8 protein-coding genes and 1 pseudogene are annotated in these 12,003 nt (G+C 75.8%); 4 read left to right on the plus strand and 5 right to left on the minus strand.

The genetic code is table 11. From position 1 onward, the window contains the following. Positions 1 to 136 precede the first annotated feature (136 nt). The 3 genes and pseudogenes from ABD990_RS26995 to ABD990_RS27005 form a co-directional block, all read right to left on the minus strand. A complete protein-coding gene (locus ABD990_RS26995; RefSeq protein ID WP_425569668.1) occupies positions 137 to 1,117 on the minus strand; it encodes an alpha/beta hydrolase in 981 nt (326 codons plus the stop codon). Between the two features lie 71 nt (positions 1,118 to 1,188). Further along, the gene (locus ABD990_RS27000; RefSeq protein ID WP_345383564.1) at positions 1,189 to 6,099 is read right to left on the minus strand and encodes an ATP-dependent helicase; all 4,911 of its coding nucleotides are present in this window, start codon (positions 6,097 to 6,099) and stop codon (positions 1,189 to 1,191) included. 139 nt (positions 6,100 to 6,238) lie between these two features. Next, positions 6,239 to 7,021: pseudogene (locus ABD990_RS27005) on the minus strand (DMT family transporter); the annotation flags it as partial. A gap of 40 nt (positions 7,022 to 7,061) precedes the next feature. Between ABD990_RS27005 and ABD990_RS27010 the strand changes: the two are divergent. Continuing rightward, the gene (locus ABD990_RS27010; RefSeq protein WP_345383565.1) at positions 7,062 to 7,628 is read left to right on the plus strand and encodes a TetR/AcrR family transcriptional regulator; all 567 of its coding nucleotides are present in this window, start codon (positions 7,062 to 7,064) and stop codon (positions 7,626 to 7,628) included. Positions 7,629 to 7,703: 75 nt separating this feature from the next. Here the strand turns inward: ABD990_RS27010 and ABD990_RS27015 are convergent, their stop codons facing one another. After that, positions 7,704 to 9,014 (minus strand): CoA transferase, encoded by a 1,311-nt coding sequence (locus tag ABD990_RS27015; protein ID WP_345383566.1) that lies wholly within the window; start codon positions 9,012 to 9,014, stop codon positions 7,704 to 7,706. Then, entirely contained in the window at positions 9,011 to 9,742 is a 732-nt protein-coding gene (locus ABD990_RS27020) for a TetR/AcrR family transcriptional regulator (RefSeq protein WP_345383567.1), read from the minus strand. The genes ABD990_RS27015 and ABD990_RS27020 overlap by 4 nt, the downstream gene beginning before the upstream one ends. Before the next feature lie 42 nt (positions 9,743 to 9,784). Between ABD990_RS27020 and ABD990_RS27025 the strand changes: the two genes are divergently transcribed. The 3 genes from ABD990_RS27025 to ABD990_RS27035 are packed head-to-tail and all read left to right on the plus strand — an operon-like array spanning position 9,785 to position 11,749. After that, entirely contained in the window at positions 9,785 to 10,723 is a 939-nt protein-coding gene (locus tag ABD990_RS27025; protein ID WP_345383568.1) for an ATP-binding cassette domain-containing protein, read from the plus strand. After that, positions 10,720 to 11,520 carry an ABC transporter permease gene (locus tag ABD990_RS27030; protein WP_345383569.1) on the plus strand — a complete coding sequence of 267 codons (801 nt, stop codon included), beginning with the start codon at positions 10,720 to 10,722 and terminating at the stop codon, positions 11,518 to 11,520. Before ABD990_RS27025 ends, ABD990_RS27030 begins: the two co-directional genes overlap by 4 nt. Before the next feature lie 19 nt (positions 11,521 to 11,539). Then, positions 11,540 to 11,749 (plus strand): DUF3046 domain-containing protein, encoded by a 210-nt coding sequence (locus tag ABD990_RS27035; protein WP_345383570.1) that lies wholly within the window; start codon positions 11,540 to 11,542, stop codon positions 11,747 to 11,749. Positions 11,750 to 12,003: the final 254 nt, after the last annotated feature.

The raw sequence follows: 12,003 nt of genomic DNA on the forward strand, positions 1-12,003 counted from the left end.
CCTCCGGGGTCCGAGCTGTGGTTCCTCGACAGCTCCACACCTCGCCCGGAGGTCCTCCCTACATCAAGATCATAAGCCTCGGCGTGTCACGTCGCCCGCCGTGTCACCAACCTCCGTAGGTGGGACAGCTAGACCGTCAGTCGCCCCGGGGCAGGTCGAGCGCCTGGCGCAGCACCGCGACCCGCTCGGCGGCCTCCCGCTTCGAGATCGTGGCGTCCTCGATCAGCGACGACCCGTGGAAGGTCCCGGGGAACAGGTGCAGCTCCACCGGCACGCCGGCGGCCTGCAGGGCCAGCGCATAGGCGATGCCCTCGTCGCGAAGGGGGTCGAAGGCCATCACCGAGACGTAGGCGGGCGGGAGGCCGGCCAGGTCGGTGGCCCGGGCGGGCGCGGCGTAGGGCGACACCTCGTTCGTGCCGCGGACGCCCTCGCCCAGGTAGGAGTCCCAGCTGACGACGGCGTTCGGCCGGTTCCAGATCGGTGTGTCGGTGAAGGCGCGCATGCTCGGCGTCTCCAGCCGGTCGTCGACCTCCGGGACGCCCAGGTACTGGAAGGCGATCGCCGGGCCGCCGCGGTCCCGGGCCAGCAGCGCGAGCGCGGCGCACAGGCCCCCGCCCGCGCTGATCCCGTGGATCGCGATCCGGTCGGGGTCCACGCCGTACTCCTCGGCGTGCTCGGCGAACCAGACGAGCCCGGCGTAGCAGTCCTCGAGACCCGCCGGGAACCGGTGCTCGGGCGCCAGCCGGTAGTCCACGGTGACCAGCACGGCCCCGACGCTCCGGGCGATCGCGACGTTGGCGGCGTGGCTGCCGTCGAGGTCGCCCATGATGAAGCCGCCGCCGTGCACGTCGTAGATCCCGACGGGGCCCGCGGGCACGTCCGGCCGGTAGATCCGCAGCGGCACGTCGGGCGCGCCCTCGGGACCCGGTACGCGCACCTCGGTGACCGTCACGCCCGTCTCGTCCGGCGCGGGCAGCTGGTCGCGCAGCTCGGTCAGCGTGGCACGCGCGGCCGGCAGGTCGCTGACGTCGAGGACGGGCAGTACGGGGATGGCGGCGGCGAGCTCGGGGTCGAAGTCGTACTCGACGGTCGTCACGGGTCGGACCTCCCACGGCATCGGAGTCGGTGGCCCGATCATCGTCCGTGATGCGGTCGCCTGCATCCGCCGGAAGCCTGAACGATCGCTCGTCAGGCTCTCAGGCGAAGGCCCTTCGGCGTGACGCGGAAGCCCGCCTCCGTGAGCACCTCGGCCAGCTCCGAGCCCAGCGCGCCGCCCCCGTCGGCCCGCTCCACCGCGAGCGTGCCCAGCCAGCCCTCGTGCACCGCGCCCGCGAGCGCCTGCGCGGCCGCGGACAGCTCCTCGTACCCGGTGGTGAAGGACAGCAGGGACTTGCCGCCGCGCTCGACGTAGAGCGTCGGCGCCCCCTCCACGAGCACCACGAGCGCCCCCGCCTTGCGGCCCGGGCGGTGCTTCGAGTCGCCGACGGTCGCCGGCCAGGGCAGGGCCGCGCCGTAGGGCTGCGCGGGATCGGCCGCCGCCAGGACGACGCGCGACAGCCCGGAGCCGCTGCCCGCGTCGTGCGGGGCACGGCCGGCGCCGGCGAAGTGCCGCCCGTCGAGATGGTCGGTCGGCTCGTACCCGCCCGCAACGCCCTCGGGGAGGTCGGCCGAGAAGTCCTCGAACCCGTCGGACTGCCGCCGCCCGCCCGGCCCGGACCCGCTCGTTGCCGACCCGCCCGCCGCGGCGGTGCCCGCCGCCGAGGTGCCGGGCGCCGAACCGCTCCCCCCGAGGCTGCCGTCGGGGCTGGACAGGGCCCGGATCCGGTCGATGGCCCCGGGCACGGCGAACTGCGCCGCCCCGAGCCCCTCGACCACGTACCCGCGCCGCACCCGCCCGGAGTCCTCCATGGCCCGCAGGACCTTGTAGACGGCCGCGAAACCGCCGGTCACCCGCTCGGTGCCCAACGCACCGCGGGTGAGCACACCGTGCCGCTCGAGGAACGCCTCGGCCCGTGCGTGCGCCCGGCGTGTGGGATCGGGCTCGCGGTCCACCGCGAGCGCCCACCGGCCGCCCACGGACGGCGGACCGGTCCGGCTCGGCATCGGTGGGCGCCCGGCGCGCAGCTGCGCGTACCGCCCGCGGGAGGCGGTGCGCCGGGTCCGGTGCGCGGGGCCGCCGCGGCTGCCGGAGCCGCGGCCGCCCCCGCCGAGCCGGGCGCGTAGCGGGCCGAGGGTGTCGTTGGTGAGCAGCCCAGCCCAGACGAGGTCCCAGATCGCGGTGACCGTCGCCTCGTCCGTCGGGGCCTCCTCGCCCTGCGCGACGAGCGCGCGCCCGGCCTGGTCGGCGAGCTGCCGGAAGAACAGGGCGCCGCCGCCGACCGCCGGCTCGCCGAGCTCGGGCAGGCCGAGCGCGGCGAGCAGGGCGCGGTGCAGCGGGGTGGCCGCGATCTCGAGGTCCGGCTCGGGCAGCAGCAGGTCCGCGACGTCCGCCGGGGCGACCGCCAGCCAGCCGTCGCTGCCGGCCAGCGGCCCGCACCCGGTCCAGGTCACCTCGCCGGCCGCGGTGAGCTCGTCGAGCAGGGCGGGGGTGTAGCCCGGCAGCCGGGCGGGCAGGATCAGCGACTCCAGCGCGCTCGCCGGCAGCGGGGCGCCGGCCAGCTGCTCGACCACCCCGAGCACGTCCTCCGCGCCCGGGGCCCGGCGCATGCGGCCGCGCCGCTCGCCGCCCGCGTTCGTGCGGACGCCCTGCCACGCGGGCAGGAACCGGCCGAGCGCACGCTGCTCCACCGGCTCGACCTCGGCGCGCAGCCGCGCGAGCGAGGCCCGGCGCAGCCGGCGCAGGACCTCGGCGTCGCAGTACTCGACCGAGCCCTCGCCGCCACCGGCGGCCTGCGGGCGCAGCTCGCCCCGGACCAGCCGCCCGACCCCGGTCAACCGGTCCAGCACACCGGCCACCACGGCGACGCCGAGCCCGAACCGCGCTGCGCACTCCGCGGCCGTGAACGGGCCGTGCGTGCGCGCGTACCGCAGCACGAGGTCGCCGAGCGGGTCCGGCACCGGCTCGGTGAAGGTCTCCGGGACGCCGACGGGCAGCGGCGCGCCGAGCGCGTCCCGGATGCGCCCGGCGTCCTCGATCGCGACGAACCGCTCCTCGCCCGCGATCCGCACCCGGATCGCCCGGCGCTGCGCCTCCAGCTCGGCGAACCAGGCCGGATCGACGCCGCGGGCCCGGCCGTCGGCCTCGGACAGGTCGCCGACGAAGCGCAGCAGGTCGGCCGCGCCCTCGACGTCCCGCGCGTGCCGGTCCTCCGCGGTGCGCTGCAGCGACGCCCCGACCTCGGCCAGCACCTCGGGGTCGAGCAGCTCGCGGATGGCCTCCGACCCCAGCAGCTCGGCGAGCAGCGTGGAGTCGAGCGAGAGGGCGGCGGCGCGGCGCTCGGCCAGCGGCGCGTCCATCTCGTACAGGAACATCCCGATGTAGCCGAAGAGCAGGCTCCGCGCGAAGGGCGAGGGCTGCGGGGTGGCCACCTCGACCACCTTGACCCGGCGCGACTCCACGTCGGACATCAGCTCGCGCAGGCCCGGCAGGTCGTAGACGTCCTGCACGCACTCGCGCATCGCCTCGAGCGTGATCGGGAACTGCTCGAACTTCCCGGCGACGGCCAGCAGCTGCGCCGAGCGCTGCCGCTGCTGCCACAGTGGGCTGCGCCGCTTCGGGTCGCGGCGCGGGAGCAGCAGCGCCCGGGCCGCGCACTCGCGGAACCGCGAGGCGAACAGCGACGAGTTGCCGAGCTCGGCCACCACGATCTGCTCGACCTCGCCCGGGTCGAGCAGCACGTCCTCCGCGGTCGGCACGACCTCGCCGCCGCTGTCGTCGAGCGCGTCGGGCAGCCGGAGGACGATCCCGTCGTCCGCGCCCGCGGCGTGCACCTCGACCCCGCGCTTCTCCCGCATCCGGGCCGCGATCGCGAGCGCCCACGGCCCGTTGACCTGCGAGCCGAAGGGCGAGTGCACGACGAGCCGCCAGTCGCCCAGCTCGTCCCGGAACCGCTCGACCAGGACCGTGCGGTCGCTCGGCACGTGCCGGGTGGCCTCGCGCTGTTCCCGCAGATAGGACAGCAGGTTGTCGGTGGCCCACTCGTCCAGCCCGGCCGCGGCGGCCCGGGCGCGGGCCTCCTCGTCCTCCAGGCCGGCCATCTCCCGGACGAACTTCCCCACCGCCCGGCCCAGCTCCAGCGGCCGGCCGATCGACTCGCCCTTCCAGAACGGCATGCGCGCCGGCTCGCCGGGCGCGGGCGTGACGATCACGCGGTCGTGCGTGATGTCCTCGACCCGCCAGCTCGAGGTCCCGAGCAGGAACGTGTCGCCGACCCGGGATTCGTAGACCATCTCCTCGTCGAGCTCGCCGACCCGCGAGCCCGCCCCGTCCGCCCCGCCCGGCGTCATGACGGTGAACAGGCCGCGGTCGGGGATCGTGCCGCCGGAGGTGACGGCCAGGCGTTGGGCACCGGGGCGGCCGCGCAGCTCGTCCGTGACCCGGTCCCAGGTGATCCGCGCGCGCAGCTCGCCGAACTCCTCGGACGGGTACCGCCCGGCGAGCATGTCCAGGACCGAGTGCAACGCCGAGTCCGGCAGGGCGGCGAAGGGGGCGGCGCGGCGGACGACGGCGGCCAGCTCGCCGAGGGTCCACGGGTCCATCGCGACCATGGCGACGACCTGCTGGGCCAGCACGTCGAGCGGGTTGCGCGGGTAGCGCATCGACTCGATCGCCCCGCCGCTCATCCGCTCGGCCACCACCGCGCAGGACACCAGGTCGCCGCGGAACTTCGGGAACACCACGCCCTGCGACACCGCGCCGACCTGGTGCCCGGCCCGGCCGACGCGCTGCAGCCCGGACGCGACGCTCGGCGGCGCCTCGACCTGCACCACGAGGTCGACGGCGCCCATGTCGATGCCCAGCTCGAGGCTCGACGTCGCCACCACACAGGGCAGCCGCCCGCTCTTGAGCTCCTCCTCGACCAGGGTCCGCTGCTCGCGGGACATCGACCCGTGGTGCGCCTTGGCCACCACCGGGGCCGCCCCGCCGCCCACCCCGGACTCGCCGATCGCCTCGGCCGGGAACCGGTCGAGCTCCACGGCCTCGCCCGCCTCTTCCGCGGCCAGCTCGTTGAGCTTCGCGGTGAGCCGCTCGGCCAGCCGCCGCGAGTTGGCGAACACGATGGTGGACCGGTGCTCCCGCACCAGGTCGAGCAGGCGCTTCTCCACCGCGGGCCAGATCGAGGGCCGCTGCGCGCCGCCGGCGGCGGAGCCGATGACCTCCTCGTCCGCGCTGCCCGGCGCCGGGCGCTCGTCCAGCGCGGCCAGGTCCGGCACGGGGACCTCGACCCGCACCTCGATCGTCTTGGGCGTCCGCGGGTGGACGACCTCGACCGGCCGCGCCCCGGACAGGAAGGTCGACACCTCGTCCAGCGGGCGGACGGTGGCCGACAGGCCGATCCGCTGGGCCGGCTTCTCCAGCAGCTCGTCGAGCCGTTCGAGGGACAGCGCGAGGTGCGCGCCGCGCTTGGTGGCCGCGACCGCGTGCACCTCGTCCAGGATCACCGTCTCCACGCCGCGCAGCGACTCCCGCGCGGCCGAGGTGAGCAGCAGGAACAGCGACTCCGGGGTGGTGACCAGCACGTCCGGCGGGGTGCGGGCGAACTGGCGCCGCTCGTCCGCCGGGGTGTCCCCGGTGCGCATGCCGACCGTGATGTCGGGAACGGGGTCGCCGCGCCGCTGCGCCTCCTGCCGCATGCCGGTGAGCGGGGCCCGCAGGTTGCGCTGGACGTCCACCGCCAGGGCCTTCAGCGGCGACACGTACAGGACCCGGCAGCGGCGGGTGCGCTCCTCGGGCACGGGTTCCGACGCCAGCCGGTCCAGCGCCCAGAGGAACGCGGCGAGGGTCTTACCGGACCCCGTGGGCGCCACGACCAGCGCGTTCCGGCCCGCCTGGGCGGCGCTCCACGCGCCCTCCTGGGCGGCCGTGGGCGCCGCGAAGGCGCCCCGGAACCAGTCCCGGGTGGCGGGGGAGAAACCGTCCAACGAGCTCACGGTCCCCATGATGCGCCGGGACACCGACAGTTTCGCGCCGACCGGTGTCGCGGCGCCCGGTCCCGCCCCGGCCGGTCCCGCCCCCGGCGAGCGCGAGCCACACGCCGACCGCGCACAGCGCGATGCCCGGCAGGGCCAGCAGGACCGGGACATCGCCGAACATCAGGAAGGCCCAGACCATCGTCGTGGGCGGGGTCAGGTAGAGCAGGGCGGACACCCGGGTGGCCCCGCTGCGCCGCAGCACCACCAGGTACGAGCCGTAGCCGCCGAACGAGGACAGGACCACCACCCAGGCCACCGCGCCCCAGAACCCCGGCTCTGCCGGCGGCTGCAGGCTCCCGGCCAGGGCGGCCACCGCGGTGAACAGCACCGCCGCCGTCGTCGACTGGAGGGCCATCGCGGTGAGCGGGCCCTCCGGCGGCCGCATCCGGCGCTCCAGCACGGTCCCCGCCGACAGCGCCAGCATCCCGCCCACGGGCAGGAGGAACGCCCACGCCGGCGCGGTGCCCGGGCCGAGGTCGCCGGCCACCACCAGCGCCACCCCGGCCAGCCCGACCGCGAGCCCGACCCGCTGCCGGCGCGTGGTGCGTTCGCCGAGGAGCCGGCCCGCCGCCGTCGCGACGACCAGCGGCTGCAGGGCGGCCACCAGCGCGGCGGTTCCCGCGGGGACCCCGAGCCCGACACCCGTGACCACGCCGCCCAGGTAGAGCACCTGGGACAGGGTGCCGAGCAGGGCCTGGCGGCCGACGGCGCCGCGCGGCAGTGGAGGCCGGCGCACCGCCACGACCAGCCACAACACGGCGGCGGCGAGCACGTACCGCCACGCCAGCAAGGTGTCGGCGCCGGTGTACCCGGTGCCGAGCTCCGCCCCGACGAACCCCGAGCTCCAGAACAGCACGAGTGCCGCGCCCGCGACCGCATCCCGCCTCATGGACTCGACGTAACCACACCGGTCGGTATACTCGCAGTGTATGGACACCCTGACCCCCGCCGGGGAGAAGCTCGTCGCCGCGGCGAGCCGCCTCTTCTACCGGCACGGCATCCGCGCGGTCGGCGTCGACCTCATCGCCGAGACCGCGGGCACCACGAAGAAGACGCTCTACGACCGCTTCGGCTCCAAGGACGCGCTGGTCGCGCTGTACCTGGAGCGGCGCGCGGAGTACTGGCGGTCGTTCCTGCTCGAGCACATGCGCGGGCGGTCCGTCGCCGGGGTCTTCGACGTCCTCGCGCTGTGGCTGCGGGACCAGGACCGCGGCTGCGCCTTCGTCAACGCCTACGCCGAGATCGGCGGCACGGATCATCCCGCCGAGCGGGTGATCCGGGAGGAGAAGGCGTGGATGCGCGAGTACTTCGTCGGGCTGGCGCGCGAGGCCGGCCTCCCGCCGGAGCTCGGCGTGGAGCTGCACCTGCTCTACGAGGGCGCGACCGTGCTGGCCACGGCGGGGGGCGTCCCGGAGGCGCCGGCGCAGGCCCGCGCGGCGGCGGAGCGGGCGCTCAGCGCCTGCGGTTCTGCACCCACCACCGGATCAGCAGGGTGAGCGAGGCCAGCAGCATCAGCAGGACCACCGCCTGCCCCAGCGGCGACGACAGGCCGGTGGGATCGGACATACCGGTCAGGGTAGCCACGCCGGCCGGGCGCCGCCGTACTCCGCGGGCGAGGGCCAGTGCAGCGGCCGACCGTCGACCGTGCCGGGCGGCGACGCGATCGTGAACGGGCCGAGCTCCTCCAGGTAAGGCGCCGGATCGACCTCCTCGGCGGCGGGCTCGGTGCGCGGCAGCGTCTGGAGGAAGGCCGCGGTGCCCGCCAGGGCGAGCCGGACGTGGTGGGTCCCGCCCCCGCGGCGTTGCGCGGCGAGCGCCAGCAGGGCCCCGGCCGCACCGAGGTAGCCGGTCGCGTGGTCCAGGACCTGCGCGGGCAGTGTGCCGGGCGGGCCGTCGGGCGAGGTGCGCTCGGTCTCGCCGATCCCGCACGCGGACTGCACGAGGCTGTCGAAGCCCCGCCGCCGCGCCCACGGCCCGGTGTGTCCCCAGGCGGACAGCGTGACGACGACGAGACCGGGGTGCCGCGCCGCCAGCTCCTCGGGGGCCAGCCCGAAGCGGTCGAGGGCCCCGGGGCGGTACCCGGTCACGACGACGTCCGCGCCCGCGAGCAGGTCCTCCACCGGCAGCTCGGCGATCGCGGACCGTTTGCCGGGCAGGGTGTCCCAGGCCTGGGCGGGGAGCTCCGGACGGTGCGGCGGATCGATCCTCAGCACGTCCGCGCCGTGCGCCGCGAGGAACCGGGTGGCGACCGGGCCCGCGATCACCCGCGTCAGGTCCAGCACCCGGGCCCGCCGGGCCGGTCGCGGCGCGGCCTCGCCGAGCAGCCGTCGGTCGACCAGGGGCAGGGCCCGGGCGGTCCGCCCGGCCTCCGTCGCGGTCCACTCCTCCTCGGTCCGGGTGGCCGCGGCGACGCCGCCCGCCTCGTGCAGCGCGGACTCCAGCGCGACCTTCGGCCATCCCGCGATCGCGGCCCGCACCTCCTCGAGGCCGGCGTCGGCGGACAGGTGCAGGACCCGTCGGGCCGCTGCGGCGTGCCAGGGGTAGTTCGCGTGCAGCCGCAGCCAGCCGTCCGCGGTGGGGTGGAAGGCCGACAGGGGGTCGAAGGGGTTGCCGGGGCTCACCCCCTCCCGCCGCAGGTACCGCTGGCTGCGCAGCGCAACCGCGACCTGCCGGGTGTCGATCCCGACGGGCCGGCCCCGGCCCGCCCGGCCGTCGTCGAGCGTCGCCGCGAGCAGCGCGGCACCGATCGTCGCCGTGCCGAAGGCCGTCACCGGGAACCGGCCGGCCAGGGTGTGCGCGGGCCCGCTCGTCGTCAGCCGGGGGAGTTCCGCCGGGTCGCCGCCGAGCGCGGTCCAGACCTGCTCGATCAGGTGCTCGCTCACGGCCGTGATCCTGCCCGGGCCTCGATCAGCCGTGCCACACCGTCGAGAATCCGCTCGAGCCCGAACCGGAACTGCGCGTCCCGGTCCTCCGCCGGGTCCGGGCCCGCCGCGAAGGCGCCCTTCCCGAACGCCTCGATCAGGGCGGGAAAGCGCGCGGGGTCGAGGAACCGGGTGAAGAGGCTCTCGTAGGCCGACTCCGGGGTGTCCGCCGCCTCGGCCTCGTGGAAGGTCAGGTCGCCGAAGGTGTGTGCGTTGAGCATCAGCATCACGTACAGCTTCTCCGGCTCGCTCAGCGGCGTCGGGCGCAACGTCCGCAGCCCGTACTCCAGCCAGGTGAGCTGGTTCGGCGTGGCCGGCGGGCCCAGCATCGGGAGCGTCTGCAGGATCCACGGGTGGGCGCGCATGCAGCGCACCGTCGCCCAGGCCCAGCGCTCCACGCCCTCGCGCCAGTCCGCGCCGGGTGCCGGGTCGAGCTCGGCCGGCGGCGGCCCGACTGCGACGTCCTGCATGTGCAGGACCAGCTCCTCCTTGCTGCCCACGTGCCGGTAGAGCGACATCGGCGTGAACCCGAGGGCCTTCGCGACCCGGCTCATCGACACCGCGTCGAGGCCCTCCGCGTCGGCGAGCTCGATCGCCGCGGCCACGATCCGGGCGAGCGAGAGCCCCTCGCGGCCGGCGGGGCCGGGCCCGGCATTCCAGACCGCCTCCAGCGGTGACAGCGCGTCCATCGGGCTTGATCCTACGACGTGTTTACGACATATACTATGTGTATGGCATACACAGTCGAGGTCGAGGGCCTCCGGAAGTCGTTCGGGACGCGACCCGTGCTCGACGGGATCGACCTGCGCGTCGAGCGGGGGAGCGTCGCGGCGCTGCTCGGACCGAACGGCGCGGGCAAGACCACCACGGTCAAGGTGCTCTCGACCCTGCTGCGGCCCGACGCGGGACGCGTCGTCGTCGCCGGGCGGGACGTGCTCGTCGAGCCGGTGGCGGTCCGCCGGGCGATCAGCCTGACCGGCCAGCACGCCACGGTCGACGAGGTGCTCACCGGGCGCGAGAACCTCGTGATGACGGGCCGGCTGCGGCACCTGACGAAGGCGGCCGCACGGGAGCGGGCGGCCGCGCTGCTGGAGCGGTTCGACCTGGTGGAGGCGGCGGACCGGCGCGTCTCGACCTACTCCGGCGGCATGACCCGCCGGCTCGACATCGCGCTCGGCCTGGTCGACGACCCCGAGGTCCTCTTCCTCGACGAGCCGACCACCGGGCTGGACCCGCGCAGCCGCCGGGACGTCTGGGACTCCGTCGCCGAGCTGGCCGCGTCCGGAGTCACGGTCCTGCTGACCACCCAGTACCTCGAGGAGGCGGACCGGCTCGCCGACCGCATCGCCGTGCTCGCCGCCGGCCGGGTCGCCGCCGAGGGCACGGCGGACGAGCTGAAGTCCCTCATCGGCGGGGAGACGGTGCAGCTGGTGCTGCCCGACGTCGCCACGCTGGCCGCCGCCACCGGCGTCGCCGAGGCGCGCGGGTACGTGGCGCGGGTGGACGCGGACGGCCTCTCCCTGCACGTCCCGACGGACGGCACGGCCGCCGGGGTCCGGGAGCTGCTGGAGGTCGTGGCCGGGCTGCCCGTCCTGCGGGTCTCGGTGCACCGGCCGACGCTCGACGAGGTGTTCCTGGCCCTCACCGAGGCGCCGGCGGTGGTCCGATGAGCACGGCGGTGTCCTCCCCGGTGTCCCCGGCCTCCCGGACGCCCGGCGTGCTGCTCGACGTCGGCACCTTCGTCGGGCGCAGCCTGCGGCACTCGGCGCGCAGTGTCGACGCCACGGTCGTCGCCGTCGTGCTGCCGGTGCTCATCCTGCTGGTCTTCGTCTACGTGTTCGGCGGGGCGATGGACACGGGCACCGAGTACCTGACCTACGTCGTGCCCGGGGTGATCGTGCTCTGCGCCGCGCACGGATCGGCGCAGGCGGCGGTCGGGGTCAACCAGGACATGACGACGGGCGTGATCGACCGGGTGCGCTCGCTGCCGGTCGTCGGGTCCGCGGTCCTGGCCGGCCACGTCGTGGCGGGTGTGGTGCGCAACCTCGTCTCGACGGCGGTGGTGGTCGCCGTCGCCCTGCTGCTCGGGTTCCGGCCGGTCGCCACGCCGCTCGACTGGCTGGCCGCGGCGGGGCTGCTGGCGTTGCTGATGGCCGGGGTGTCGGCGCTCGCGGCGGCGTTCGGCCTGCTGGTGACGAGCGCCGAGGCGGCGGGGGCGCTGTCGTTCGTGCTGCTCTTCCTGCCCTACGTCTCGAGCGGGTTCGTGCCGCCCGACACGATGCCCGCGGTGCTCCGCGGGTTCGCCGAGCACCAGCCCGTCACGCCGCTGATCGAGGCGGTGCGGGGGCTGCTGCTCGGCACGCCGGTCGGCGCGGCGCCGCTCCTCGCGGTCGCCTGGTGGGGCGGGCTGGCCGCGCTCGGCGTGCTGGCCTGCGGCCTGCTGTTCCGGCGGCGGGCCGCCCGGTGAGCGCACTACCCTCGGCCGGGTGCGACTGAGCCACTTCCGGACCCTGATGCACGACGAGTTCGGCGAGATGCGGGCGGCCTCGCTGGCGCGCGACCACGTGTTCGCCGAGCTCGGCGGGCGCAGCGCGGAGCAGGCCATCGAGGCCGGGATCGACCCGAAGCGGGTGTGGCAGGTGATCTGCGAGGCCTACGACGTGCCGGAGGGCCGCCGGCTGGGGCGCGACGACTGAGCCGTCGCTCGTGGTCCCACCCGGGTGGTCCCGCCCCGGTCCGGCGGGAGGGGCGCCGCTCGGCGCGGCAGGGTAGCCGATCGGCGTGTCGGGCTCGGCCTCGAACACGTGTTCGTATAGCGTGGTGTCCACACCCGGCCCCGGTTGTCCACAGCGGGGGCGCGAGTACCGGAACTGTCGGTGGGACCGAATACGGTTCCCCCGTGGCTCCCCGGAAGTCGTCGAACACAGCGAACACAGGCCCGTCCCGCACC

Source organism: Pseudonocardia yuanmonensis, from assembly GCF_039542425.1.
GTDB lineage: Bacteria > Actinomycetota > Actinomycetes > Mycobacteriales > Pseudonocardiaceae > Pseudonocardia > Pseudonocardia yuanmonensis.

Excerpts from the sequence above, each read along its gene's own strand:
- ABD990_RS27020 (WP_345383567.1), bottom strand. The coding sequence starts at position 9,742 with ATGGACGCGCTGTCACCGCTGGAGGCGGTCTGGAATGCCGGGCCCGGC.
- ABD990_RS27025 (WP_345383568.1), top strand. The coding sequence starts at position 9,785 with ATGGCATACACAGTCGAGGTCGAGGGCCTCCGGAAGTCGTTCGGGACG.
- ABD990_RS27010 (WP_345383565.1), top strand. The coding sequence starts at position 7,062 with ATGGACACCCTGACCCCCGCCGGGGAGAAGCTCGTCGCCGCGGCGAGC.
- ABD990_RS27030 (WP_345383569.1), top strand. The coding sequence starts at position 10,720 with ATGAGCACGGCGGTGTCCTCCCCGGTGTCCCCGGCCTCCCGGACGCCC.
- ABD990_RS26995 (WP_425569668.1), bottom strand. The coding sequence starts at position 1,117 with ATGCCGTGGGAGGTCCGACCCGTGACGACCGTCGAGTACGACTTCGAC.
- ABD990_RS27000 (WP_345383564.1), bottom strand. The coding sequence starts at position 6,099 with ATGGGGACCGTGAGCTCGTTGGACGGTTTCTCCCCCGCCACCCGGGAC.